General features: G+C 35.7%; 22 protein-coding genes and 1 pseudogene. 2 read left to right on the plus strand and 21 right to left on the minus strand.

The features are described from left to right. Window positions 1–122 precede the first annotated feature (122 nt). From CHRYMOREF3P_RS05080 to dnaN, 5 genes and pseudogenes are all read right to left on the minus strand, one after another. Window positions 123–740, minus strand: a complete 618-nt coding sequence (locus CHRYMOREF3P_RS05080) for a DUF417 family protein (RefSeq protein WP_077416417.1) — start codon at window positions 738–740, stop codon at window positions 123–125. 63 nt (window positions 741–803) lie between these two features. Then, the gene (locus tag CHRYMOREF3P_RS05085; protein WP_180564010.1) at window positions 804–1,634 is read right to left on the minus strand and encodes an AraC family transcriptional regulator; all 831 of its coding nucleotides are present in this window, start codon (window positions 1,632–1,634) and stop codon (window positions 804–806) included. 60 nt (window positions 1,635–1,694) lie between these two features. Further along, window positions 1,695–1,925 (minus strand): annotated as a pseudogene (locus tag CHRYMOREF3P_RS24300) (M23 family metallopeptidase); the annotation flags it as partial. A 12-nt stretch (window positions 1,926–1,937) separates the two neighbouring features. After that, a complete protein-coding gene (locus CHRYMOREF3P_RS05090) occupies window positions 1,938–2,528 on the minus strand; it encodes a M23 family peptidase (protein WP_232538971.1) in 591 nt (196 codons plus the stop codon). Window positions 2,529–2,633: 105 nt separating this feature from the next. After that, window positions 2,634–3,764, minus strand: a complete 1,131-nt coding sequence (gene dnaN, locus CHRYMOREF3P_RS05095; RefSeq protein WP_077416411.1) for a DNA polymerase III subunit beta — start codon at window positions 3,762–3,764, stop codon at window positions 2,634–2,636. Window positions 3,765–4,098: 334 nt separating this feature from the next. Here dnaN and CHRYMOREF3P_RS05100 point away from each other — a divergent pair, with 334 nt between their 5' ends. Continuing rightward, window positions 4,099–4,485 carry a diacylglycerol kinase family protein gene (locus tag CHRYMOREF3P_RS05100; RefSeq protein WP_180564011.1) on the plus strand — a complete coding sequence of 129 codons (387 nt, stop codon included), beginning with the start codon at window positions 4,099–4,101 and terminating at the stop codon, window positions 4,483–4,485. Window positions 4,486–4,535: 50 nt separating this feature from the next. Further along, window positions 4,536–4,991: a lipocalin family protein gene (locus CHRYMOREF3P_RS05105; protein ID WP_077416407.1), complete on the plus strand. Its 456-nt coding sequence runs from the start codon at window positions 4,536–4,538 to the stop codon at window positions 4,989–4,991. Between the two features lie 81 nt (window positions 4,992–5,072). Here CHRYMOREF3P_RS05105 and CHRYMOREF3P_RS05110 read toward each other — a convergent pair whose 3' ends face one another. From CHRYMOREF3P_RS05110 to CHRYMOREF3P_RS05185, 16 genes are all read right to left on the minus strand, one after another. Continuing rightward, window positions 5,073–5,531, minus strand: coding sequence for a GyrI-like domain-containing protein (locus CHRYMOREF3P_RS05110; RefSeq protein WP_077416405.1), 459 nt, complete (start codon window positions 5,529–5,531; stop codon window positions 5,073–5,075). A 213-nt stretch (window positions 5,532–5,744) separates the two neighbouring features. Next, on the minus strand, window positions 5,745–6,077 hold the full coding sequence (locus tag CHRYMOREF3P_RS05115) for a gamma-glutamylcyclotransferase family protein (RefSeq protein ID WP_077416403.1): 333 nt from the start codon (window positions 6,075–6,077) through the stop codon (window positions 5,745–5,747). Further along, the gene (locus CHRYMOREF3P_RS05120) at window positions 6,077–6,706 is read right to left on the minus strand and encodes an SGNH/GDSL hydrolase family protein (protein WP_180564012.1); all 630 of its coding nucleotides are present in this window, start codon (window positions 6,704–6,706) and stop codon (window positions 6,077–6,079) included. The genes CHRYMOREF3P_RS05115 and CHRYMOREF3P_RS05120 overlap by 1 nt, the downstream gene beginning before the upstream one ends. A 270-nt stretch (window positions 6,707–6,976) precedes the next feature. Beyond that, window positions 6,977–7,390, minus strand: coding sequence for a ribonuclease inhibitor (locus tag CHRYMOREF3P_RS05125; protein ID WP_180564013.1), 414 nt, complete (start codon window positions 7,388–7,390; stop codon window positions 6,977–6,979). Next, window positions 7,371–11,066, minus strand: coding sequence for a phosphoribosylformylglycinamidine synthase (locus CHRYMOREF3P_RS05130; RefSeq protein WP_180564014.1), 3,696 nt, complete (start codon window positions 11,064–11,066; stop codon window positions 7,371–7,373). Before CHRYMOREF3P_RS05130 ends, CHRYMOREF3P_RS05125 begins: the two co-directional genes overlap by 20 nt. Window positions 11,067–11,092: 26 nt before the next feature. Beyond that, window positions 11,093–12,124 (minus strand): YhcG family protein, encoded by a 1,032-nt coding sequence (locus tag CHRYMOREF3P_RS05135; RefSeq protein WP_077416394.1) that lies wholly within the window; start codon window positions 12,122–12,124, stop codon window positions 11,093–11,095. Between the two features lie 198 nt (window positions 12,125–12,322). Then, window positions 12,323–13,294 carry a WG repeat-containing protein gene (locus tag CHRYMOREF3P_RS05140; RefSeq protein ID WP_232538972.1) on the minus strand — a complete coding sequence of 324 codons (972 nt, stop codon included), beginning with the start codon at window positions 13,292–13,294 and terminating at the stop codon, window positions 12,323–12,325. A 51-nt stretch (window positions 13,295–13,345) separates the two neighbouring features. After that, entirely contained in the window at window positions 13,346–14,773 is a 1,428-nt protein-coding gene (gene purB / locus CHRYMOREF3P_RS05145; RefSeq protein WP_047377647.1) for an adenylosuccinate lyase, read from the minus strand. Window positions 14,774–15,712: 939 nt separating this feature from the next. Next, window positions 15,713–15,853: a bacteriocin-like protein gene (locus CHRYMOREF3P_RS05150; RefSeq protein ID WP_153816321.1), complete on the minus strand. Its 141-nt coding sequence runs from the start codon at window positions 15,851–15,853 to the stop codon at window positions 15,713–15,715. A 429-nt stretch (window positions 15,854–16,282) separates the two neighbouring features. Then, on the minus strand, window positions 16,283–16,618 hold the full coding sequence (locus CHRYMOREF3P_RS05155) for a hypothetical protein (protein WP_180564016.1): 336 nt from the start codon (window positions 16,616–16,618) through the stop codon (window positions 16,283–16,285). 236 nt (window positions 16,619–16,854) lie between these two features. Next, window positions 16,855–17,265: a hypothetical protein gene (locus tag CHRYMOREF3P_RS05160; RefSeq protein WP_077418012.1), complete on the minus strand. Its 411-nt coding sequence runs from the start codon at window positions 17,263–17,265 to the stop codon at window positions 16,855–16,857. 119 nt (window positions 17,266–17,384) lie between these two features. After that, window positions 17,385–17,783 (minus strand): hypothetical protein, encoded by a 399-nt coding sequence (locus CHRYMOREF3P_RS05165; RefSeq protein ID WP_047388733.1) that lies wholly within the window; start codon window positions 17,781–17,783, stop codon window positions 17,385–17,387. A gap of 92 nt (window positions 17,784–17,875) precedes the next feature. Beyond that, window positions 17,876–20,203 (minus strand): beta-glucosidase BglX, encoded by a 2,328-nt coding sequence (bglX, locus tag CHRYMOREF3P_RS05170; protein ID WP_180564017.1) that lies wholly within the window; start codon window positions 20,201–20,203, stop codon window positions 17,876–17,878. 78 nt (window positions 20,204–20,281) lie between these two features. Further along, window positions 20,282–20,989 carry a prolyl oligopeptidase family serine peptidase gene (locus tag CHRYMOREF3P_RS05175; RefSeq protein WP_077416382.1) on the minus strand — a complete coding sequence of 236 codons (708 nt, stop codon included), beginning with the start codon at window positions 20,987–20,989 and terminating at the stop codon, window positions 20,282–20,284. Window positions 20,990–21,065: 76 nt separating this feature from the next. Beyond that, window positions 21,066–22,460 carry a glucoamylase family protein gene (locus CHRYMOREF3P_RS05180; RefSeq protein ID WP_180564018.1) on the minus strand — a complete coding sequence of 465 codons (1,395 nt, stop codon included), beginning with the start codon at window positions 22,458–22,460 and terminating at the stop codon, window positions 21,066–21,068. Between the two features lie 68 nt (window positions 22,461–22,528). Next, window positions 22,529–23,953 (minus strand): RagB/SusD family nutrient uptake outer membrane protein, encoded by a 1,425-nt coding sequence (locus CHRYMOREF3P_RS05185; RefSeq protein WP_180564019.1) that lies wholly within the window; start codon window positions 23,951–23,953, stop codon window positions 22,529–22,531. Window positions 23,954–23,956: the final 3 nt, after the last annotated feature.

A 23,956-nucleotide genomic window follows, 5' to 3' on the forward strand; every position in this document is an offset into this window, starting at 1 on the left:
CCCCTAATTCCGGTGTGATTTTTCGAGCTACAAATGTCGTGTTTTTTTGAGAAATAGAGAAATTTAGAAGCGACTTTAAGATAATTAATTTTCATTAATAGTTCCGCTTCTGATTGATGAATCTATTGGTCAGATGGTCTCATTACTTTCTTCAGGCTATCAGAAAATAGTACCAGCCCTCCGGCCATCATGATAATATCTTTCAAGACCAAACGTCCTGCTCCGGACAAATAGGGAAATCCAAACTGAGGAGTCGGATAATCTCCACCCAGATTCGGCACGTACACTTCGGGAGTGGTTCCCAAAAATGACAGGGTAACCAATGACATCAAAAACGTTAAAGCACCTCCCACTGCTCCGATTTTAGGAAACCAGATCCCCAGCAGCACCAAAAGTCCGATTATTACGATCATTGCCCCCAAACCATAAGAAAATGTATATGTTCTATTTTCTTTATGCCAATCAATATTTTTCCGGATAACCTTCCCTTCCGGATTTTTGTACAGGGTATATTCTGCAACAAGCTTTTTGTCTTCATTAAGAACTTTATTCCCGGCATTTTTGTAGAAAAAACTCATCAAAGGGCTATTGGCAACGAAAGGGACAATTCCTTCAGCTTCATAATGAAATGCTTTCAAGCCTCCAATCCAGGCCATAACGATAAAAACTGAAATTCTGAGAAAATTGAAAAAGTACGTATCCAATTGTAATAAGCGGTGGTAAAGTCTGTTGTCTTGCATGTGATTTATTTTTTAACAAAGGTATTCACGCGCTTACAGCCCTAACATAGATATTTGAGGACATTACATGGACATTTTCGCCACCACAGAGATTCCTACTTGCCCTCTATATTTTTTGGGGGAACATCCTACCGATTTTTTAAAATACCTGCTGAAATAAAATTCGTCGGTAAATCCCAGCTCTGAAGCAATTTCCTTTACAGACCTATAGGTTAAATGCAGCAATTTTTTGGATTCCAGGATGATTCTTTCATTGATAAGCTGAGTAGGCGTTTTCGAAAATTCTTTCTTTACAGCCTTGCTTAATGTATTATTGGTTATGCTAAGTTTATCACTGTAAAATGACAGCTCCTTTTCATTTTTAAAATGGGCCTCCAGCAGTTTCTGAAATTCAGCAGCATTTTTATTGGGTAATTTATCCTGAGAAAGCATACTATTCTCAATACTGCTTTTCTGTTTGCTTCCAATGGCAAGGATAAGCTGTATATAAGTTTTGATAATGGATTCTGAAAACTGATGCTTTTCGGATTCTTCTTTTTTGATATGATTAAAAAGTTCGAGAATATAGTTATAGTTTTCTTCTGACAGTTCAACCCCCGGGTTCAGGTAAATATTATTGAAAAGAAACCCGTTGCAGGCCACTTCTTCTTTATGATATTCTATACAGTAATAATCACCATGGAAGAAAAGGACATGAATAGTCTCATCAGATTCTGAAACCAATTTAGCCTTCTGGTAAGGGGAAAGAAACAGTATATTGTATCCGCTGTAAGAATAATTAATATCATCCACGGAGAAAACACCGGAACCTTTCCATAGAACAACACTGTAATTTTCAGTGGTAAATTCTGACGGAAGATTTGAGGTGTGGTAAGACTGTATTTTTATTTCCATGATATACTGTTTAAACACGAATCAATCAAATAATTTATAAATGAAATGATTTGACACTATCTAATATTCTTTTGAATAGGTTTTCTTCTCTGTCAAATACTCGCCTTTACTGCCATTCCCTGTTCTGAAAAGAGTTTTGAGAGTTTCCCTATATTTTTCATTTTCTACTCTTGGAAGATAGCATACAAAATGTAAATGAGGGCCTTTACTCCAACCTGTATTTCCGCTTAGCCCAATAACATCTCCTTTTTTCACCTGATCCCCAATGTGTATTTTGACTCCGTTTTGCTTTAAATGGTAATATTATGCAAAGGTTCCGTCCGGATGTAAAATAGTGATATAATTTGCTTTATCTACACAACTTCTTGTTGGACATCCAATATTACTGGTACTTACCAGATCTGTTACAAGTCCGTCTCTCGCAGCAACGACTTCGGTTCCCTCGGGCATTGTAAAATCTAAAGAATTTTCATTCTGATGCGAGAAAGTTCCATTATATCCTTGATAAATATTAAATGATCTGCCCTTTTTAAAAGGTAAATCATAGTGATAATCTTTATCGTAATTTTTTAATGTAACATCTCCGATATACATCATATAACCTGGGATATTTTTCACCTTCCAGCTTTTCATTTTGTCTGCAACAACAAAAAAGCCTATCTTATTTTTCACCGATTTTGCAGGAATCACCTGAGTTGTTTTAAAAGGTTTAGGAATTTTCATATTCTCTACTTCCGGAACTCCTGCAAACACTAAGGACATTGGATAAATTGCCTGATTATCCGCATAAAGGCTTAAAGTATCCCCTTTTTTTTCATGATAAACCTTAATAGTATTTTGTGAAAATAAAGCAATAGATGGTAGTAGTACAATAAGAATTGTTATTTTTTTCATGTTTATTAAAATGTTTTTTCTTACTACAACTATGTGTAGGAAAGGAATACGGGATTACAAAAAAAGCCGGAAAAATCCGGCTTTCTATTATTTGTTATCTTACTATTACAACCCGATAACCGGCATTGATAACATTAGGATATTTTCATTTTCTTCAAGACCGTCAAGTGGTTCAATGATCCCTGGTCTGTTAGGTTGAGACATTTTCATAGTGATATCGTCAGATCCTAAAATCGTCAGCATTTCAGTTAAAAATTTAGAGCTGAATCCGATATTGATATCTTCTCCGTTGTAGTCACAAGGAATCTGCATGTCTGCTTTGTTTGCATATTCAGTATCTTCTGCATGAAGGTGAAGAATATTTCCGGAAAGCTTGAATCTTACCTGATTGGTAGATTTGTTGGACATGATAGATGCTCTTTTGATCGCTCCTAATAAAAGGTTTCTGTTGATCGTCAATACATTTGGATTTTCCTTTGGAATTACCGCTGTATAGTTTGGATATTTACCATCGATCAGTCTACAGATCCAGATATGTTTATCAAAAGTAAACTTGGCCATATTCTCATTGAAGTCAATCGTAACGTCTTCGTTGGAACTTGCCAGGATATTTTTGAAAATGTTAAGAGGCTTTTTAGGCATGATAAACTCCATCGGCTCAGCATTCATCAGATCAGCTCTTTTGTATACCACCAATCTGTGGGAGTCTGTAGATACGAAATTGGTTTCGTTTTCTCCAAACTGGAAAAGAACTCCTGTCATTACCGGACGAAGAGAATCATTACTTGTAGCAAATAGGGTATTCGTCAAAGCTTCAGACAAAACTCCAGCTGGCATTGTAACACTTTGTGAAGCGTCAAATTCCGGCAATTCAGGATAATCATCAGCATTGTCTAATGCTACTGCGAAATTATCTTTTTCATCTAAAATCTCAAGCTGGCTTCCCGTACCTTCGGCATTGTCTTTTACAACAAATGTCAGAGGCTGTTCGCCATATGTCTTGATAAAATCCTGAAAAATTTTAGCAGGAACAGCAAATTTACCTGTATCATCAGACTTTACTTCCAGAGAAGTAACAAGAGTTGTCTCGCCGTCAGATGCTGTAATGGTAACATTATTTCCGTCTAATTCAAAAAGATAGTTTTCTAAAATCGGTCTCGATTGAGAGCTTGATATTACGCCACTTACAGTTTGCAACGCCTTCTGCAGTTCACCACTTGAAATAATAAATTTCATAGATTTATAAAATAAGTTTCTACAAATATAATAAATAGATACAATAAAGAAAAGAATAATATGGAGGAGTTTTTCACAAATATCCTTAATCTGTTTTGAGCCTTGATATTATGCTTAAAATTCTTTTGATCTTGTAATATTCATTAAAATATTCACCTTATCCGAATTTCTATTTGTACTTTTTTTCTTCAAAACGTATTTAAAACATCGGTATTGGAGGCAAAAGAGGGTAAATATTGATTATTTTCTTTGATAATATCCTGTTTCGAATATAAAAGATAATTCATACCAATCAAAATACAAATCCTATCTTTGTCTGAAAAGTTTCAGAATCATGCAAAAACCTCCCATTCATAAAAGTTTTCTCAATGCTTTCCGGGGTGTTTTCATGATGATAAAAACGGAAAGAAATTTCCAGATTGAGCTGCTGGCATTCTTCGTCAATCTCTTCTTTATTTTTTATTTCAAATTAAGCAGTACAGATGCTGCATTGGTTCTTATTGCTTCTTTTGCTGTTTTAAGTGCTGAAATTTTCAATACGGCTATTGAAAAGATCTGTGATATCATCCAGCCTGATTACGACAAAAGAATTGGCTTTATTAAAGATATTGCTGCAGGAGCCGTTGTGCTAACAGCCACTGCCTCAGTGATTGTTGGGATTCTGGTGTATGGAAAATATATTTTAAGATTGATAAGAACAATAAAACACCTGTTTTTATAAATTCAAGATACTTCTGAATATTTTTTATTATGTTCGCGAAAAATTAACTTATGAAAAAGATTTTGACAGGAGTTCTGGGCTTGGTACTTCTTTCATCATGTAGTAACGACAGCGATACTTTACCTGTTGACAACAATGGAAATACTACAAGTAATGTTATCGGAACATGGAAAATACAAACTGAATATACCGTTTCCGGCACTGATAAAACAACGGTTATAAAAGAATATGCTCCCGATGACTGCAAGAAGAAGAGCACTTATGAATTCAAAAATGATGGGAAATATTATATGACAGACTATAACAGTGTGAATTCCGAATGTCAAAAGGCTGAAGCTACTCTTAGTTATACCTATTCTTCTGCGAATATGGACATTACAATAGGAAATAATACGGCAAAAGTACTTGAACTTTCTGCTAACAAATTCATTTTCCTTGTGACTGATAATGAAGATCATAACAACGATGGAATTAATGATTATACAAAATATATTTTATATAAGTAATCAATAGTGAAATAATAAAAGCCTGCCCATATGAATGTGGCAGGCTTTTATTATTGACCAGTCTATATTTTCTTTCTGATTTTATTTCACCGCGATTAAGATATCAACTTCCGCATCTGACGGATTCTGTGCTTTTTCTCCATAGATTTCAAAATCAGCTGTAAATATTCTTCCCAGGTCCATTTCCCATATTTTCAACCATTCATTGATTACCAACCCTTTTGAAAGGTCTCCTTTTGTGGTAAATTTTACGTAATCTCCACCGTCAAAAGAATACCCAACCATTCCTTCAGGGATATTGTCAAGGTTTTCCACTTTACATCCCAAAACTGTTGTATAAGGCTTTGTATGGTCTTTTTCGTAATCCGTATAAATGGAATAAATGGTCTTATCTATCCTATTCGGAATTGAATTGAGAATATCCTCATTGATCATTTTTTCCCATAATACAGGGATATCCTTTGCTGCCTGCTCATTTTCATTGGTTGTTCTTACTGAGATTCCGATGACCTTAAAAGGTTCCACTTTCACGTTATTCATTTCTTGATTTTTGTTGTAGGACAAATATAAGGACAGGTTGTGACAAGGGTATGTCAGGAGTATGGGTGTATTTTAAGTTTTGGCTAAAGCCGTGGATTTGTGTTTTATGGAAAGGGTGGGCTCCCTTCGGCTACGCTCAGGATAATAACCCACTCCTATTGAATATTTAATTACTAACTTTTTATTGAGATTGCTTCGCTTTGCTCGCAATGACTATTTTCCGACGTAAATAAATCCTTTCTTCCCGGATTTAAAAACAGTTTCAATTCTTTTATAGTCATCCACTTCATATTCATCTGCCTGTAGGATTTCCGCTTCTGTTACCTCAAAAAGCACTCCTTCTATCTGATCGTCATCGTTTCCTGAAAACTCTAGGACAGGATGGTATTTCTGACCGCTTTTCCGCAGTACTTCAGGGTCTGTAATTTCTAGACTGTTCAGTTTATATCCTGTTAAAACATCTTTCTCACCTTGCAAAAGTCTTCCGAAGGTTTCAAGCTGTACCTGTTCTTTCTGCAGAGTTCCGTAAGAAAATAAATTTGCCATTATAAATATTTTTCAATGATTGGGATGGCAACCTCAGCCATCATTCCATAGCCTTTTTCGTTGGGATGTACTCCGTCTGCAGATAATAAAATTTCTTTATCTTCCAGAAAAGCAGCATAAAAATCAATATATCCCAGTGAATGTTCTGCCGCAAGATCTTTAAGTATTTTATTATATACAACAACATCTTCGTTGATTCTTTTTTTACCGGAACTTACTACCACTCCATCAATTTTTTCAGAGAAAGGGAGAATGCTCACAAGATAAATTTCGTTGGAATATTCTTTGGCATATGCGATGGCAGCACTCATATTGCTTTTAAATTTTTCAGGATCTACGATCTGTACTCCTTCTTTTACGGCAAGATCATTGGCTCCATGGCTTAAAAAAACAATGTTTCCGTCTGCAGAATTTCTTGCACTGAGTTCGTGAGGAATCCTTTTCAGTAAACCTTCCGTAGTTTCTCCTCCTATTCCAAGATTGAATAGAATCAGTTCATCTCCATTTCCTTCGTGAAATTGCTGTAAGGCATATCTTTTCAAAATATCTACCCAACCTCCAAAAACGCCATCATATTCCCCATAGGTAATGCTGTCACCGAAGAACAGCCCGTAAATAATTTTCTTCATTCAATTCTTATTGTTTCCTATTTTGTTTAAGTAAAAATATTAAGAAAAAATTATTTAATGATCATCAACCGTTGAATTTATAGGAATCTATGCTGAATTTTTATTTGAACCATTAAGATTTTGTAAGGAGTGAAGAATAGTTAAGGGAACAGCTGAAGCTATTAGTAAGCAGACTGCTTTATTCATCGTTGATGAATCTTAACTTATCTTAAAATCTTTACTGTTCTTAATGGTTTAAGATTTTTCTAATTACTCATTATTCATTATTCATCATTCCAGCTTCAGAGCAATATTCCTATGTGACTCGATAATTTCCACCAGGATTTCAAAAAGAGTCTGCCCTTTTCCTTCAGTCAAATCATCTAATTTCTGCTGAATTAATTCTATATTGAATGGTTTTCCCTGCCTGATTTTGTTTTCGTAGAATTCACGAGTGGTTGTAAAGCCAAGATCTTCTTTTGATTTCTGTGATTCTTTCCAGATGATTTCAATTTCTTCTTTGTTTTCAAATACTCCGAAACCACCGTAGAGAATATCATCAAAGCCATCCAGCGTTCCTACTTTCCAATCCACATCCTTCATCAGAACATTGGAAATTTCTTTGTAGAAACCAGCTAAAGACGAAAAATGACCGCCATGGATGACGATCATTTTTCTTGTATTATTATTTGAAGTATTCAACACCGTTTTTGAATATATTGTGATAATTCGCGGTTGGTATATTTTTCATGAGGCCTTCAGCAAATCGTTCCGGGTGTCCCATTCTTCCGTAGATTTTTCCACATGGGCTGGTGACACCTTCGATTCCGAATAATGAGTTATTCGGGTTGAACGGCATTCCGTGAGCGATGTTTCCATCGAAATCGATGTACTGAGTCGCAATCTGTCCGTTTTCATATAACTTTTTGATTTCTTCTTCTGAAGCCATGAAACGTCCTTCTCCGTGAGAAATCGGAATGGTGAAAGTCTGACCTTTCATTCCTTTTAACCAAGGGCTTTCATCATTCACCACTCTTACCGTTACCATCTGAGAGATGTGTCTTCTGATGGCATTGTGAGCTAACGTCGGAGAGTTTTCATCCAAATCTTTGATTCTTCCGTAAGGCAGCAATCCTGATTTAACAAGAGCCTGGAATCCGTTACAGATACCGATGATCATACCGTCTCTGTCTAATAATTCATGAACTGCATTTTTCATCTTCTCGTTTTTCAGAACGTTAACAATGAATTTTGCAGAACCGTCCGGCTCGTCACCTGCGGAAAAACCTCCTGAGAATGCCAGAATCTGAGAGGTTCTGATCTCTTCTACCCATGTATCAATGCTTTCCTCCAATAACTGGTGGTTGATATTGATCAAAGGCAGACTGCTAACTACAGCTCCTTCTTTCTGGAATGCATTCAGCGTGTCATATTCACAGTTGGTTCCCGGGAATACCGGAGCAAACACTTTCGGCTGTGCGATTCCGTGTTTTTTAATGATGATATTTCTTGGATGGATTGAGTTTGATTTTTCATCAATTTCAACCGTGATCTTTTCTTTTTCTACTGTCGGGAAAAGGTTCTCGAATGTATTTGTATTGGCAGATACAAGGTCTACGATATTGGATTCAAGACCATTGATTTTTACAATCCCTGAATCTTTTACTTCCCCAATAAGCTGAAGAGCAGCTGAGCTTAATTCTTCTTTTGCTTCAATGATTAAGCTTCCGATATTTTTAGCCAATAAAACGTTTTCATCAGCATTGATCTCAGCACCTAATCTGTTTCCGAAACTCATTTTTGCTAAAGCTACTGCAAGACCTCCTTCTTTCACTGTTTTCACAGAAACAATTTTCCCAGCTTTAATATTTTCGAAAATGAATTCAAAAACTTCTTTTAAAGCATTATAATTCGGAAGTCCGCTTTCCTGAGCAATATGATTAAAGAAATACAATTTATTTCCAGCATTTTTTAATTCAGGAGAGATGATATTTTCTTTATCTCCGTTGGCACATGCAAAAGAAATCAAGGTTGGCGGAACATTAAGATCCTGATAAGTTCCACTCATGGAATCTTTCCCTCCGATAGCCGCAAGACCCAAATTGATCTGTGCATCATAAGCTCCTAAAAGTGAAGCTAAAGGTTTACCCCATTTTTCCGGGTTTTGTCCTAGTTTCTCGAAGTATTCCTGGAAACTTAATCTGATGTTTTTGTAATCACCTCCCATCGCTACAATCTTCGCCACACTCTCTACTACAGCGTAAGATGATCCTAACAGTGAATTTTGTTTTGAAATTTCAGCATCAAATCCCCAGCTCGCCAAAGAAACTGTTTTAATATCTTTTGCTCCTAAAACAGGTAATGTCTGCACACTTCCTTCCATCAGGGTCTGCTGGTATTTTCCTCCTAAAGGCATTGCTACTGTAGTTCCTCCTACTGAAGAGTCGAACATTTCAAGCAGTCCTTTTTGGGAAGCTACATTTTTATCTTTTAAAATGGTCAGGAAGTTTTCTGCTGTGAAAGCTTTGGTTTCTTCTTTTACGTCTTCAAGGTGAGTGATTTTCACTTCCTGAGATTTTGAACATCCGTTGGTATCTAAGAAAGCTCTTGAAAGGTCTACAATTTTGTCTCCTTTCCAGAACATCTGCATTCTTCCTGAATCTGTTACTTTTGCTACTTCTACAGCAACAATGTTTTCAGCTTCACAGAATTTAATGAATTTTTCTTTATCCTGAGGATCTACGACCACTGCCATTCTTTCCTGAGATTCAGAAATAGCCAGTTCAGTTCCGTTTAATCCTTCATATTTTAAGGGTAATACATCAAGGCTTACTTCTAAAGAATCTGCAATTTCGCCGATTGCCACAGAAACACCTCCTGCTCCAAAGTCGTTTGATTTTTTGATCAGCTTCGTCACTTCAGGATTTCTGAATAGTCTCTGAATTTTACGTTCTTCTACTGCATTTCCTTTCTGAACTTCAGAACTCATGGTGTGGATTGAAGTCTCGTCCTGTTCTTTTGAACTTCCGCTTGCACCTCCAACTCCGTCACGACCTGTTGCGCCTCCTAAAATAATAATTGAATCACCATTTTCAGGTTTTTCACGTCTTACCCAGTCTACAGGAACAGCTCCGGTAACGAAACCAACTTCCATTCTCTTCGCTTTGTACCCTTCGTCATAGATTTCGGAAACCATTGTCGTCGCAAGACCGATCTGGTTACCATAAGATGAATATCCGTTGGCAGCCTGTTTTGTAATGGTTTTCTGAGGTAATTTGCCTGGTAATGTTTTGTCAACCGGCTCCAAAACGTCCGCAGCACCCGTTAATCTCATTGCCTGGAAAACGAAAGATCTTCCGGATAATGGGTCTCTGATCGCTCCTCCTAAACAAGTAGATGCTCCACCAAAAGGTTCAATTTCCGTTGGGTGATTGTGGGTTTCGTTTTTGAATAATAAATACCAAGGCTCTTTTTTACCATCATATTCGGCTTCGATCTGGATAGTACATGCATTGATCTCATCAGAAATGACAAGGTTATCAAGATTCCCCGTTTTATGGAAATATTTACCGCATACTGTTGCCAGATCCATTAGGGAAATTGGCTTTAATTCACGGCCTAAGAATTTTCTTTTTTCAATATAGTCATTGAAGATCGTTTCCAATGTATGTTTGAACTGACCTTCAAACTGAATGTCTGACAATTCTGTTTCAAACGTAGTGTGACGACAGTGGTCACTCCAATACGTGTCTAATACTTTTAATTCTGTTTCCGTAGGATTTCTTTGCTCAGTTTTGAAGTATTCCTGAATAAATTTCAGGTCATCCAACCCTAATGCAAAACCATGATTGTTATAGAAATTCTCTAGTTCCGCATCATTGAAACTGATGAAATTTTCGTGAATGATTACTTTTGATGGGGTTTCATCTGCAGGAATATCCAAAATTGATAAGTCTTTTTCCTGAGATTCCACTTTGTTGATCAGAAGGTCTTTGATTTTAACCAAATCTGCTTCAGAAACTCCTTCAAATTCGATTAATTTTCCACTTCTTACTTTTGATTTTTCATTTTCTGTAAGCAATGCAATACACTGCTGCGCAGAATCTGCTCTCTGATCATACTGGCCAGGCAAAAACTCCATTCCGAAATGAACAGCTTTTGATGGGTTTTCTGTATGTAAAATATCAGTAACAGGGTCTACGAAGGTATTGTTTACCACTTTTTCAAATTCTCCGTCATTCAAATTGAAAATATCATACACATTGTATACTTTCACGCTTTGAACTGCCGGAACAACCGCTTTTACTTCATCAAAAATTTTTGGACTTTCAACATCGAAAATTCCTCTTTTTTCTACGAAAATTCTTTTGTTATTAGACATTAGATGTCAGATTTTTAATATTAGATTTATTTTTTATTGTCAAATTTATTTCTTGCTATCTCTATTGAACGATGCAATTTTTCAAGCAAAACTTTTTCAGAAGGTAAGATAAGTAAATATTCTGCTACTTTTATATTATCCCCTTCCAGATTCATAAGTTCAATATGTTCGGAATTTTTTCCTGAACAAAGGATTAAACCAATGGGTGGGTTTTCCCCTTCTACTTTTTCATATTTATTAAGATAGGAGAGATAAAGCTCCATTTGTCCTTTATGACTGGCTTCAAATTCACCTAATTTCAGTTCGATAACCACTAAAGATTTTAGTTTTCTGTGATAGAAAAGTAAATCCAGGTAATAATCTCTGTTATCTATTGTGATTCTTTTTTGTCTTGAAAGAAATGCAAAATCAGTTCCCAACTCAGAAATGAATTTTTGCAGTTCCACAATAATAGCTTCTTCTAAATCTTTTTCAGAAAAGGTATCTTTCAATTCTAAAAAGTCAAGAAAATAGGGATCTTTAAACACCAGATCAGGGTTTAAAATATTATTTTCAGACCAGTTTTTCAGTTCTTTATCTATTACTTCTTCGGGCTTTTTGCTTATGGCAGTACGCTCAAAAAGCAGAGAATTAATTTTGTCTCTTAAAGTTCTCACACTCCAATTTTCAATCTTACAAACTTCAAGATAAAATTTTCTTTTAGTATCTTCAGAAATGGGGATTAGGAGCAGGAAATGAGTCCATGATAATTGTCGCATCGCTGATGCGACAATTTCAAAATCATCAAAAACAGACGCAAACTGCATCATTTTTCGGATATTTTTTTCAGAAAAGGAATTTCCAAACTCTAAAGTAAGTTGTTGAGAAATTTGAAAAATAATCTCTTTACCATACTCCGCTCTTTTATTTCCTAAAACATCTTCATTTATTCTTTGTCCGATTTTCCAGTACAAAACCACCATTGCCGAGTTTACCTGAGCCGCAACCTGATACTTAGTCTTATCAACCAGCTCTTTCAGATCGGTAATTAATTGTTGATGGTTCTGATTTTGTAACATCACTTAAAAATTAAATATCAGATTTTTAATATTAAATTTATTTTTCTTTTTACTTTTCTGAACTTAAAGTTTCTTTCTTTAAATCCGTCTCTATTGGAAAATTTTGAAAGAGATTTTCCCTTCAACCATTATTCCGTACAAATTTAAAGGAATAAGTCTATCTTCTTCAAATTTGAGTCCTGGAATTTCCAATTTTATTTATTTGTTTCTAAATTTATTCGGATTATCCTTATGTTCTTTCTGATAGTCCTCCGCATTTTTTATTTCTTCTTTCAGCCAGTTTTCAAAAGAAATCTTCTTTTCATTAAAATCCCCTATTGCATAAAATATTTTGCCATCTTCTGAAACCAGGAACTTAAAACGGTAAAGCATATCCAGGTCCTTCTTTCTGTGATTATAGGTATTTACCTGATAATACGGGAAATTCTCTTTTGGTCTTTCTACAATTTCAAAAAACAGATTCTTTTCATTTTCAGATAACTTATTGTAAAAGTTTACATAATAAAGATCTGAAAGTTTTTTCTTCTGCTTTTCAAAGAACTGAAGGATGTTTTTTTCTTTTTCATTATACTGAAATGGATTCAGATAATATTTGCCATCAATTTCAACTTCATTACCGGATCGTTTTGCAACAGGCTGAACGGTTTGTCCTTTGGTATTCATGACTCCCCATTTTCCACCTACAATGGATCTGTGCTCGTCATTTGTTTTCTCCCAATCGCAGCCATCACAAAATGCGGCGTATCCATAATTAAAAGGTGAAGCAAAATCATGCTCAGCCGGAATCACAATCTTTCCGTTTCGGTCTGCAAATCCTACTTTACCATTTTTAACCAGTCTTCTCAGTCCTTCAGAGAAATAATCCGGTCCATTATCATACAGGAAAGGCTTGTAAAGGAATGTACCTTTTCTATCATATACATTTCCCCAGGCATTTTTTTCCGGTTTTTCCCCTTCCTTATCCCCATCAAAAAGAATGGTTTCTCCTTCTACAGGATCTCCATCTTTAAGGTATGAAAAGACTTTGAACTGCGCGGGAACAATTATTTTTCCCGCTTTATTTTTTACTCCAACCAGAGAGTCTTTGGATTTAAAATAATGCAGATCGTCTTTACCCTGAGAAAAGGATATGATTGGTGTCAATAAAATGGTTACCAGTAGTTTTTTCATATTAATTGGGGTTGGAAATAAAATATGCAGCCGAAAAGACTGCATATTGTTTTATACTTTAAGATCAGCTTCCAATCCTATTAAGTCTTTGTTTTGGTCAATAATCGGCTGTACCTCGTTCTTGACGAATTCTTCCGTCTGAATCGGCGCGAAACCAATAAAGTTCTTAGGATCTAAAACTTCTTTTAATTTTGATTTGTCTAGTTTTAAAGAATCATCATTCAGGATTCTTTCGATAAGGTCATTTTCTTTTCCTTCTTCTTTCACTTTTTTGGAAGCTTCCATAGAGTGAACTCTGATCACCTCGTGGATTTCCTGGCGGTCACCCCCAGCTTTCACTTCTTCCATGATGATATATTCTGTTGCCATGAAAGGAAGTTCTTCCATAATGTGCTTGTTGATTCTGTTCGGATATACTACAATTCCGTTCATGATGTTGTTCCAGATCAATAGAATTGCATCCACCGCTAAAAACGCCTGAGGAATTGTTAATCTCTTGTTCGCAGAGTCATCCAAAGTTCTTTCAAACCATTGTGTAGAAGCTACCATTGCAGAACTTGTTGTCAGAGACATCACGTATTTTGCCAACGCTCCGATTCTTTCACTTCTCATTGGATTACGTTTGTACGCCATTGCAGAGGAACCAATCTGGTTTTTCTCGAATGGTTCTTCAATTTCCTTAAGGTTTTGAAGTAAACGTAAGTCGTTTGTAAATTTGTGTGCAGACTGTGCAATATTTCCTAATAAAGCAACTACTTTCGCATCAATTTTTCTATCGTAAGTCTGTCCGGAAACTCCGAAAACTTTATCGAAACCGAATCTTTTTGAAAGTTCTTTATCTAAGTGTTTTACTTTAGAATAATCACCGTTGAAAAGTTCAAGGAAACTTGCAGCAGTTCCTGTAGTTCCTTTTACTCCTCTGAAACGAAGGGTTTCAAGGAAGAAATCCAATTCTTCGATATCAAGAACCAAACTCTGTAACCAAAGTGTCGCTCTTTTTCCAACGGTTGTCAACTGAGCTGGCTGAAAGTGTGTGAATCCTAAAGTAGGAAGATCTTTATACTGAATAGCAAAGTCTGCTAAATTCTTCATTACGTTAACCAACTTTTTCTTTAAGATTAAAAGTCCGTCACGAATCTGAATTAAGTCTGTATTGTCTCCTACAAAAGCCGAAGTTGCTCCCAGGTGGATAATCCCTTTTGCCGAAGGCGCCACATCCCCATAAGCGTGAACGTGGGCCATTACATCATGACGGAATTTCTTTTCATACTCTGCTGCTTTCTCATAATCGATATTTTCAGCATTAGCTTTTAACTCAGCGATCTGCTCGTCTGTAATTTCAAGTCCAAGGTCTTTTTCGATTTCAGCAAGAGCTATCCAAAGTTTTCTCCAATTCTGGAATTTGTTATTGTGTGAGAAGTTAAATAACATTTCTTCACTGGAGTAGCGCTCTTCCAATGGATTTTTGTAGGAATTCATTCGTTCTTTTACTTTTTAGATGTACAAAAATACGGTTTTTCAGTGAGAGATAAAAATCCTGTTTTGATGATTTTCATTCATGATTTTACTTATACTTTTGTCTTGAAACAAAAGTATACAAAAGTTCAAGACGGGAATCATCCGCTAAAAATTTGATTGTACTCCTAAAATTTCCAAACTCGCATGGATCATATGGTTCTGCTTCGGTTCTATCTTATAACCCATGCTCAGACAGTGGAAATTTTTTAACGGATTACATTCAAATTTTCCTAACGCTCCTGATTCCTGAGTCGATTAATAAACAACACATCACATTCAACCTTATTCCAACCCTAGCATTGAATTGTTATCATCATAAAAGCCAGAAAAATTCCTAAAACAGCTATAAACATTCCTAATATATTCAATAATAATATTATGAATTTATAACTTAAATTTTTAAAAAATGTTGCGACTGCAGGAATGATAAAAGTATTTGAAATCATTAGCATTATTGAAAAATTAAATCCTCCTTCAAGCGGAGAAAATCCTTTTTTAATAATGTATATATTGGCTGACAGTGTCAGTATATTTAAGATAATGATACTAATAGCTAGTATATAATTTATTCTTGATCGCACGAAAGTTCTGTAATTAGGACTACAAAATAACATTTTTTTCACTCATACTTTTACCTTGAAGCAAAAGTATACAAAAGTTCAAAACGGGAGTCATCCGCTAAAAATTTGATTGTACTCCTAAAATTCCCAAACTCGCATAGATCATACGGTTTTGCTTCGGTTTTATCTTATAACCCATGCTCAAACAGTGGAAATTTTTTAACGGATTCCATTCAAATTTTCTTAACGCTCCTGATTCCTAAGTCTATTGATAAAAGTACATAAAAAAGGCTGCCACATTTCTGAAGCAGCCTGTTTTACATTATTTTCATGAATCAAATTAATCAATAAGTCCGCATGGTGATCCCACAGAAATACATTTTTTTACAAATGAACACCAAAAATATCCCGGCAGACACATTGGGATGCCTCCCTGAACAGTTTTTAATTCTCTTTTTGAAAGTTTTCTTAGATTTTTCATAGTCTTATTTTTCTGATTTTTTCCTACTCTATATGCTTTTCGGATTACGCTTTAATTTGGTAACACCAATATACATTTTTTTCAGATACAAAAATATAAACCACTCATTTTATATAGTTTACAAATAAATCATTTATCAATATTATACTTTATTTTGAATTTAAAGATTCAACAACATCAATAAAAAATGCCCGGATGCATCTTAAATTTTAATGATTTTATCGTAGAATATTATCAAAGCCAAAATACTATTTTTGAAGTCTCCCAGAAAAAATAAATAATATCCAATATAGAAAACCAAAAATAATATCAAATATTATGTTAGCTGATTTTAATTGATGAGAAACTATAATATTATATATAATATCAATTACTATGATTATTCCACAAAACATCACTAAATATATAATTGCTCTTATAATAATTCTACTATTCATACATATCATAAATTACTTTAGTATTGTTTTTTTTATAAACAGTAAAGTAAGTAACGTCCTTATTCTTCGCTATAGAATCTCCTATTTTAATTAATGAAATTATTTTTAAATCTTCCAAATAAACTTTATTACCATCTGATGATTTGACAATATTAAAATGAGTCATAAGATCATATGAGTTTGAAATAACTTGTCCATTACAGTGCTGATTAAAATATTTATATTTAGATAGGTTGGGATCAAATATTTTTTTTATAATTTTCCCACAAAGCACAATTCCGAAGAATAATAAAATAATTTTGTTAATATTTCTTTTTAAAAATCCCATACAGATGTTTTAGATCATTTATAAAAGACTCCTTATGGAATACAAGTCCCGCTCATTTCCATATCTCAATCTTATATATTTCCATGTTCAATACTCAATTATAGATCGAACCAAATTGATTTGTATCCAAAGCTTAAAAGTAATAAAACTTATATTATAAAACAGAATTATATCAACAAAGCTCACAACAAAAAAACCACTCTTCCGAGTGGTTTGCCTATTCTTAAAATCTGATCTTACTGATAGATTATTTCATCATTCTTTTTGATCTGGTAGCTTTTTTTATAGGGAGTTAAAACATAGCTGTCTTTAATATAATCTCCACTTTTCCATATTTTCCCTTTTCCCTCTTTATTCAGGATAATACTTTTCGCTGCTCCATCCGGAATAAAAACTTCAGCTTTTTTCATGTCTTTCGTGAAAATTATGGCTGTCATTGAGGTATAACTTTTATCTGAATTTACTTCTTTGAGTTTTATTTTCTGATTAAATGTTTTTATACAATTATTTTTTAACTGTGAATAAGTATATCCTGCAGAACCGATACAACCGTGAACATCTCTATCACCTCCTAGAACAGGAGCCTGTTTTTGTGCAAAAACTAAAGTAGCAAGGAACATTGCACTGAATAAAATTGTTTTTTTCATATGTAAAATTTTTGTTTTCTGGTTGGTAGAACTATATCCCAAAATAGGGTATTAGTTAATTCTTCTAAGGTACAAAAAAAACCACTCTTCCGAGTGGTTTTTCATTTTGAAATCTGATCTTACTGATAGATCACAATATTATCCTTTTTAAGCTGGTATCCGCTTTTTTTATAAGGTACCAATACATAACCATCTTTTTTCCAGGCCTTAGCTTTACCTCCTGCTCTGGTAAGAATGATGCTTTCTGCACCGCTATCTTTCACAAAAACCTCAGCTTTTTTCATGTCTTTGCTGAAAATAACTGCAGCTATTGAAGTATAACTTTCTTTTGGAGCTACTTCCGTCAACTTAATTTTCTGTTCAAAAGTTCTTACACAGTCTTTCTTGATTTGAGAATAGGTATATCCTGCAGAACCAATACATCCGTGTGCATCCCTGTCTCCACCTACTACAGGTGTTTTTTGAGCGAATGCTAAAGAACCCAGGAACATAGTACTCAATAAAATTGTTTTTTTCATGTCGATTTGCATATAATAGTAATTACCGAGGTATTATTAAAAATCATGCCAAAAAAGACATAATACACATTTCTGTGAGTAACTTTTTTAAATTATTTAGTCCAGTTAATTTTTGAGTGTTGAACATTATCAGAACTGGTTCCAATCATGATATCAAACTCACCTGATTCCCAGTCGTATTTCAAATCTCCGTTGTAGAACTTCAGATTTTCAGGAGTAATGTCGAAGGTTACTTTTTTAGTTTCACCTTTTTTCAGAAATACCTTCTGGAACCCTTTCAATTCTTTTACCGGTCTTGTAATGCTTCCCACCATATCTCTGATATACAACTGAACTACCTCAGCACCATCAAAGTTTCCATTATTAGTTATGGTAATGGATGCCTGAACAGTCTGATTTCCTTTCGGATTGGTACTGGATACTGCAATATCAGAATACCCGAATTTTGTATAACTTAAACCAAATCCAAACGGATACAATGGTGTATTACACTCATCCATATAGTTGGAACGGAATCTTTGATATTCACATTTATCAGTTAATTCCTGGCTTAGCGGACGTCCTGTATTTTTAGCATTATAGTAAATAGGAACCTGTCCCAGACTTCTTGGGAAAGTCATCGGCAGCTTTCCTGATGGGTTTACTTTTCCGAATAAAACATCAGCAATCGCATTTCCAGCTTCAGATCCTGCAAACCATGCATTAAGGATGGCATCAGGAGCATCTTTTACATTGGTTAAAGCCAATGGACGGCCTGTGAAAAGTACCATTGCAATAGGCTTCCCGGTTTTCTTTAACTCATTTAAAAGATCAACCTGAGACTGAGGAATGGTAATTTCTGTTCTTGAAGAAGATTCACCGCTCATTTCCGCAGATTCTCCGATTGCCAGAACAATCACGTCGGCTTTGTTTGCAATATCTACCGCTTCTTTTAACAATTCTTCTTTTGAACGGTTATCCCTATCTGTTTTTTTACCATGAGCTGCATAGATGTCCTCCAGCTTAGCATCATAATCAATATTAGCACCTTTAGCAGAAAGGAATTTCACCTCTTTACCGTAGTTAGCCTGAAGCCCCTGCATAAGGTTTACTGCTTTATCATGTTTTGCAGCAACACTCCATGTTCCAGCCATGTTTAATGAATTGTTCACCAATGGTCCTATTACTGCAACAGTTCCTGAATTTTTCAAAGGAAGCACCTGGTTTTCGTTTTTCATCAAAACCATAGACTGAGCTGCAGCACTTCTTGCAATATTTCTGTTTTCCATGCTGTAAACTTCTTTTGCCGCCAGTTTTGCATCACCATATTTATACGGATCTGTAAATAATCCTAAGTCATATTTTGATTCAAGAACTCTTTTTGCTGCCAAATCAATTTCAGCTTGTGTTACTTTCCCTTCAGATAAAGATTTTTTTAATGTTGTTAAAAAGCCTTCCCCTACCATATCCATATCAACACCTGCTTTCAGAGCTAGTGCAGAAACCTGCTGGAGATCTCCCATACCATGGTCAACCATTTCATTGATCCCGGTGTAATCCGTTACCACAAAACCTTTAAACTTCCACTGATTTCTTAAAACCTCAGTTTGAAGCCATCTGTTTCCGGTTGCAGGAACTCCGTCCACTTCATTGAATGAGGCCATCACAGAAGCTACACCAGCATCTACCGCTGCTTTGTAAGGTGGGAAATATTCGTTGAACATTCTCACATGGCTCATATCAACCGTATTGTAATCTCTTCCTGATTCACCTGCTCCGTATAATGCAAAGTGCTTTACACAAGCCAGAATGGTATTTCCAACAGACAAATCTTTACCCTGATAACCATACACCATGTTTTTTGCAATTTCACTTCCTAAATAAGGATCTTCACCAGAACCTTCCGATACTCTCCCCCATCTTGGTTCGCGGGAAATATCTACCATCGGAGAAAACGTCCAGTTGATACCATCAGAAGAGGCTTCTTTTGCCGCTACTCTTGCTGACTGCTGAATCAGATTCATATCCCATGAAGCAGCTAAACCTAATGGAATCGGGAATGTTGTTTCATAACCATGAATAACATCCATCCCGAAGATCAAAGGAATTTTCAGACGGCTGTTTTCCACGGCTACTTTCTGAACTGCTCTGATTTTTTCTGCTCCTTTTATATTGAATAGTCCACCCACTAAACCTTGTTCAACTTTTTTACCGATGTCTGAGCTTTTAGCAAGACCTGTCGTAAAATCACCTGAACTTGGTAAGTTAAGCTGGCCGATCTTTTCATCTAATGTCATTTTTGACAAAAGATTGTCTACAAATGCTTTCTTTTTAGCCTGATACTGAGCCGTCTGATAGGACTGAACGGGCTTCGTTACCATTTCCTGTGCGGAAAACACAGGTGCCAATGCTAAAGTGGCGATTACAATTAACTTTTTCATAAATCTATCTTCTTAAATTATTGTTTATATTTTTAGTTTTAATTCGATGGGTTTATCTTTCGATCATTGTGTGTCAGGTCATTTTTGCTTCTTTTTAGACAGCATCCATTCATAAAGCAGCGGATTTGAATAGGCAGAATCCCACGAGTTATGATTATCATTCGGGAAAATAACCAATTCCGCAGATGGATTTACGGGATGCAGTTTTTGATAAAAATTAAAAGCATTGGCAGGCAGAACAATATCATCCATTCCGCCATGAAATATTTTCATATTCAAATCCTTAAACTGATTAATATTGGCCGTCATTACCTGATCTGTAGGAGCGCAGACTGAAGCTACCGCTGCAAACATTTCAGGATGCTCCATGGCCAGCTTCAAAGTTCCCCATCCTCCCATAGAAAGTCCTGTAAGGTAAATACGGGAAGCATCAATTTTATATTTTTTCTGAATTTCCTTGATCAGATTATAAACGGTAACGGTATCCCACCATGATCCCTCCGGACATTGAGGTGCCAGAATAGCAACGGGTTCTTTGATCAGGTTTTTATAGGTAAACGGGCTGTGTGCCTTTACCAGATCAAGATTATTTCCGCGCTCTCCTGAACCGTGAAGAAAAACAATCAAAGGCACATTCCCTTTCGCATTCTGAGGATAGTCCAGAATGTAGGATATTTTTTCCTGCCTTTTAATTTCTTGATTCAGTTCTGCTTTTATTTCCTGTCCGCTCAGCTGTAATGAGAACGGCAGCAGTAAAAGAGGAATATATTTCAGTTTTAGTTTCATATTATTAAGTTTTGGCTAAAGCCATGGATTTGAATCTTTTTATTTTTAAACGGGCTAAAGCCCGTTTCTATTGAATTTACTTAATTCCATATTTAGCTGACTGGAAACTTAATTTTTTCAATCCCTGCTGAATTTCAGGAGCATTCATAAACAGCTTCCAAAGGAATCCTGATCTGTAGTTTTCGATCATTGGAGCTATTGTTCCCTGATCTATCGCCAGATATCTTGGTGTAAACCAGTTGTCGTAATTGACTGAAGTAGCATCATAAGGTCCCGCAGATCCTATGAATTCAGGTTTTTGGGTATAAATGAATCTCAGGAAAGCCATTGATTCTTTCGGAGTGTAGGGAAAACTACTCAATGCGGCTGTAGGTGTTATCACACCGTTGTCATTATTACCCGGCATATGAGCTGTATAACCAGTGCTTCCATCCTCATTTCTGGTATAACCGGCTGTAAGTCCCCAGTAGTTAGGTCCATAACCTTTCCATTGTTTTGGGTTTTCAACACAGTATTTGTAGTCGATAAGGGTTTGATTTTTATTGATGTCAAAGTAGTTTTTTACAAGCTTATCAGATAAGCCTGTAGGATCTAGTCCGATATATGAATATTGAGCCCAGAAAAGAGGTCCACCATATTCTTCAGCGTAGTTGTGTTTTACATACAAAGGTAATCCGTATTTTGTTTTGTCTGTAAGGTAGGTTCCGTTTCTCGTCCAGCCTTTATAATACGTTTCTGCATCAATGGAATATGTAGGTGAAGATGCGGCCAGAATATAGGTAATAAGACATTCATTATATCCTTCCAGAGGAAAATTCATTTCCCATTGGTATTCCGGTGACCAGTGCCAGTAAAGAACTTTTTCGCCTCCTTTGGTATACCAGTTCCACTGAATTCCTTTCCATAGTTCATCACATTTTGCAGCCAGTGCTTTTTCTTCTGCATTTCCGTTTTTAAAGTATTCACGGACCATCAGTATTCCCGAAGTAAGGAATGCGGTTTCCACAAGATCTCCGCCATTATCTTTTTTGCCAAAAGGAACCGTCTTTCCGGTTTCCCCATTGATCCAGTGTGGCCAGGCTCCTTTGTGACGGTCTGCCTTGGCCAGGAAATCCATGATATGAGTAAGCCTTTTTACCGCTTCTTTTCTCGGAACAAATCCTCTTTCTGTTCCCACAAGAATAGTTGCCAGCCCAAAGCCTGAACCTCCTGTAGTGATAACATGTTTATCATTATCCGGATAGATATTATCTTCGTGATAACGCTCTCTTCCTAACATTGAATTAGGTTCTGCATAATCCCAGAAATATTTCAGAGCATCTTTTTGTACTCTATCCATAAGCTGTTCATCAGTAATATTACTTTTTACAGCTTCAATTTTTCCAACTTCCTGTTTTGCTGCAGGAGCATTTTTACAGGAATACACAAAAAATAAAGAGGTGACAGCAATTGATAATACGTTCCTTTTCATGAGATCTCTTGTTATAGGTTCTAAAAGAAGAGGAGAACTTTCATTCTCCTCTAATGTTTATGATTTATTTAATATCCAGGGTTTTGAACGAAAAGTCCGTTACTCTGATTCATTGCATCTAATGGAATTGGGAAAACTTCATTTTTCCCTGTTTTAAATCCTTTAGCGCCTAAATAAGTAGCCGCCTGACCCGTTCTTACCAAGTCCGGGAATCTATCCATTTCCATAGCGAGTTCTACTCTTCTCTCCTGCCAAATTGCAGTTCTAAGTGCTCCTTGACTGGAAGCTGTCGTATTACCAAGCTGAGCTCTGTTTCTTACTTTATTAATATTAGTAGTTGCAGCAGCCGTATTACCTAATTCATTTGCAGCTTCTGCATTGATTAAAAGAATATCAGCAAATCTTAGAATTCTTATATTCTGAATAGAACCGTAACCACATGCATTATTATTTAAAGATGTTGGTACATATACTTTTTGGTTCCACATATTACCTGCCTGAGGGTCACCTTTCTTAATCAAATCTCCTTCAAGAGTGGTTTCACCTTCTCTTAAGATGCTCAATTCTTTTCTGATATCTCCTGGTTCAAATGCATTTTCTAACGCCTGAGTAGGTGTAAAGAAGCCCCATCCGAACTGATTTCTTACCCCTTGAACTTCTGCATACTGACTACCGCCAAATGCTGCAGAACATTCACAGTTAACCTCAAAAACAGATTCTGATCCAAATTCTCCAGCCGGTCTGAACAAATGATTAAAATCCGGATCTAATGAATATCCCATACCAATAACCTGATTAGAAGTATCATAAGCTTTTTGATAATCTTTCATATAAAGATATACTTTAGAAAGTAACCCTAAAGCTGCTCCTTTTGTTACTCTTCCACGATCTGCGGCAGAATAAGTCTGAGGTAAAACTTCAGAAGCTGCAAGAAGATCTGATACAATAAAATTATAAACTTCTGCTGTAGAATTTCTAGTTTTCAGATAGTTACCATCTGCAGGTAATCCATCATAAATCGGAACACCACCATAGATTCTTACCAAATTAAAATAGAAATAAGCTCTCAGCATTCTGGCTTCAGCTACCAATCTATTTTTAAGCGTGGCATCCATATTTATTTTCGGAACGTTTGTAATAACCTGGTTTGTTCTATTTACAGCCTGCCATTGTCCAATCCAATAGCCTCTTACTCCATCATCACTCACAGTGAAGGTAAAGTTGTCATATGCATTGATAAAAGATGCATCCCCAGGATTAGATCCTTTTTCTACATCATCACCAGTAACTCCAAATACAAATTGTGCAGGAAAGCCTGAGTTCTCCCAACTTCTTAAAAAGCTATAAATAGCACTGGTAGCCTGCATGGCATCATCTTGAGTTGTGAAGAAATTACTTGCATCCGTTTGTCCTTCATCTTTAATATCCACAAAATCATTATTACAACTTATGATTAAAGAAAGTATGGAGAGTGTTAAAAATATTTTTTTCATGAT

Source organism: Chryseobacterium sp. JV274 (genome assembly GCF_903969135.1).
Classification (GTDB): domain Bacteria; phylum Bacteroidota; class Bacteroidia; order Flavobacteriales; family Weeksellaceae; genus Chryseobacterium.

Excerpts from the sequence above, each read along its gene's own strand:
- CHRYMOREF3P_RS05080 (WP_077416417.1), bottom strand. The coding sequence starts at position 740 with ATGCAAGACAACAGACTTTACCACCGCTTATTACAATTGGATACGTAC.
- CHRYMOREF3P_RS05085 (WP_180564010.1), bottom strand. The coding sequence starts at position 1,634 with ATGGAAATAAAAATACAGTCTTACCACACCTCAAATCTTCCGTCAGAA.
- CHRYMOREF3P_RS05090 (WP_232538971.1), bottom strand. The coding sequence starts at position 2,528 with ATGAAAAAAATAACAATTCTTATTGTACTACTACCATCTATTGCTTTA.
- dnaN (WP_077416411.1), bottom strand. The coding sequence starts at position 3,764 with ATGAAATTTATTATTTCAAGTGGTGAACTGCAGAAGGCGTTGCAAACT.
- CHRYMOREF3P_RS05100 (WP_180564011.1), top strand. The coding sequence starts at position 4,099 with ATGCAAAAACCTCCCATTCATAAAAGTTTTCTCAATGCTTTCCGGGGT.
- CHRYMOREF3P_RS05105 (WP_077416407.1), top strand. The coding sequence starts at position 4,536 with ATGAAAAAGATTTTGACAGGAGTTCTGGGCTTGGTACTTCTTTCATCA.
- CHRYMOREF3P_RS05110 (WP_077416405.1), bottom strand. The coding sequence starts at position 5,531 with ATGAATAACGTGAAAGTGGAACCTTTTAAGGTCATCGGAATCTCAGTA.
- CHRYMOREF3P_RS05115 (WP_077416403.1), bottom strand. The coding sequence starts at position 6,077 with ATGGCAAATTTATTTTCTTACGGAACTCTGCAGAAAGAACAGGTACAG.
- CHRYMOREF3P_RS05120 (WP_180564012.1), bottom strand. The coding sequence starts at position 6,706 with ATGAAGAAAATTATTTACGGGCTGTTCTTCGGTGACAGCATTACCTAT.
- CHRYMOREF3P_RS05130 (WP_180564014.1), bottom strand. The coding sequence starts at position 11,066 with ATGTCTAATAACAAAAGAATTTTCGTAGAAAAAAGAGGAATTTTCGAT.
- CHRYMOREF3P_RS05135 (WP_077416394.1), bottom strand. The coding sequence starts at position 12,124 with ATGTTACAAAATCAGAACCATCAACAATTAATTACCGATCTGAAAGAG.
- CHRYMOREF3P_RS05140 (WP_232538972.1), bottom strand. The coding sequence starts at position 13,294 with ATGAAAAAACTACTGGTAACCATTTTATTGACACCAATCATATCCTTT.
- purB (WP_047377647.1), bottom strand. The coding sequence starts at position 14,773 with ATGAATTCCTACAAAAATCCATTGGAAGAGCGCTACTCCAGTGAAGAA.
- CHRYMOREF3P_RS05150 (WP_153816321.1), bottom strand. The coding sequence starts at position 15,853 with ATGAAAAATCTAAGAAAACTTTCAAAAAGAGAATTAAAAACTGTTCAG.
- CHRYMOREF3P_RS05155 (WP_180564016.1), bottom strand. The coding sequence starts at position 16,618 with ATGGGATTTTTAAAAAGAAATATTAACAAAATTATTTTATTATTCTTC.
- CHRYMOREF3P_RS05160 (WP_077418012.1), bottom strand. The coding sequence starts at position 17,265 with ATGAAAAAAACAATTTTATTCAGTGCAATGTTCCTTGCTACTTTAGTT.
- CHRYMOREF3P_RS05165 (WP_047388733.1), bottom strand. The coding sequence starts at position 17,783 with ATGAAAAAAACAATTTTATTGAGTACTATGTTCCTGGGTTCTTTAGCA.
- bglX (WP_180564017.1), bottom strand. The coding sequence starts at position 20,203 with ATGAAAAAGTTAATTGTAATCGCCACTTTAGCATTGGCACCTGTGTTT.
- CHRYMOREF3P_RS05175 (WP_077416382.1), bottom strand. The coding sequence starts at position 20,989 with ATGAAACTAAAACTGAAATATATTCCTCTTTTACTGCTGCCGTTCTCA.
- CHRYMOREF3P_RS05180 (WP_180564018.1), bottom strand. The coding sequence starts at position 22,460 with ATGAAAAGGAACGTATTATCAATTGCTGTCACCTCTTTATTTTTTGTG.
- CHRYMOREF3P_RS05185 (WP_180564019.1), bottom strand. The coding sequence starts at position 23,953 with ATGAAAAAAATATTTTTAACACTCTCCATACTTTCTTTAATCATAAGT.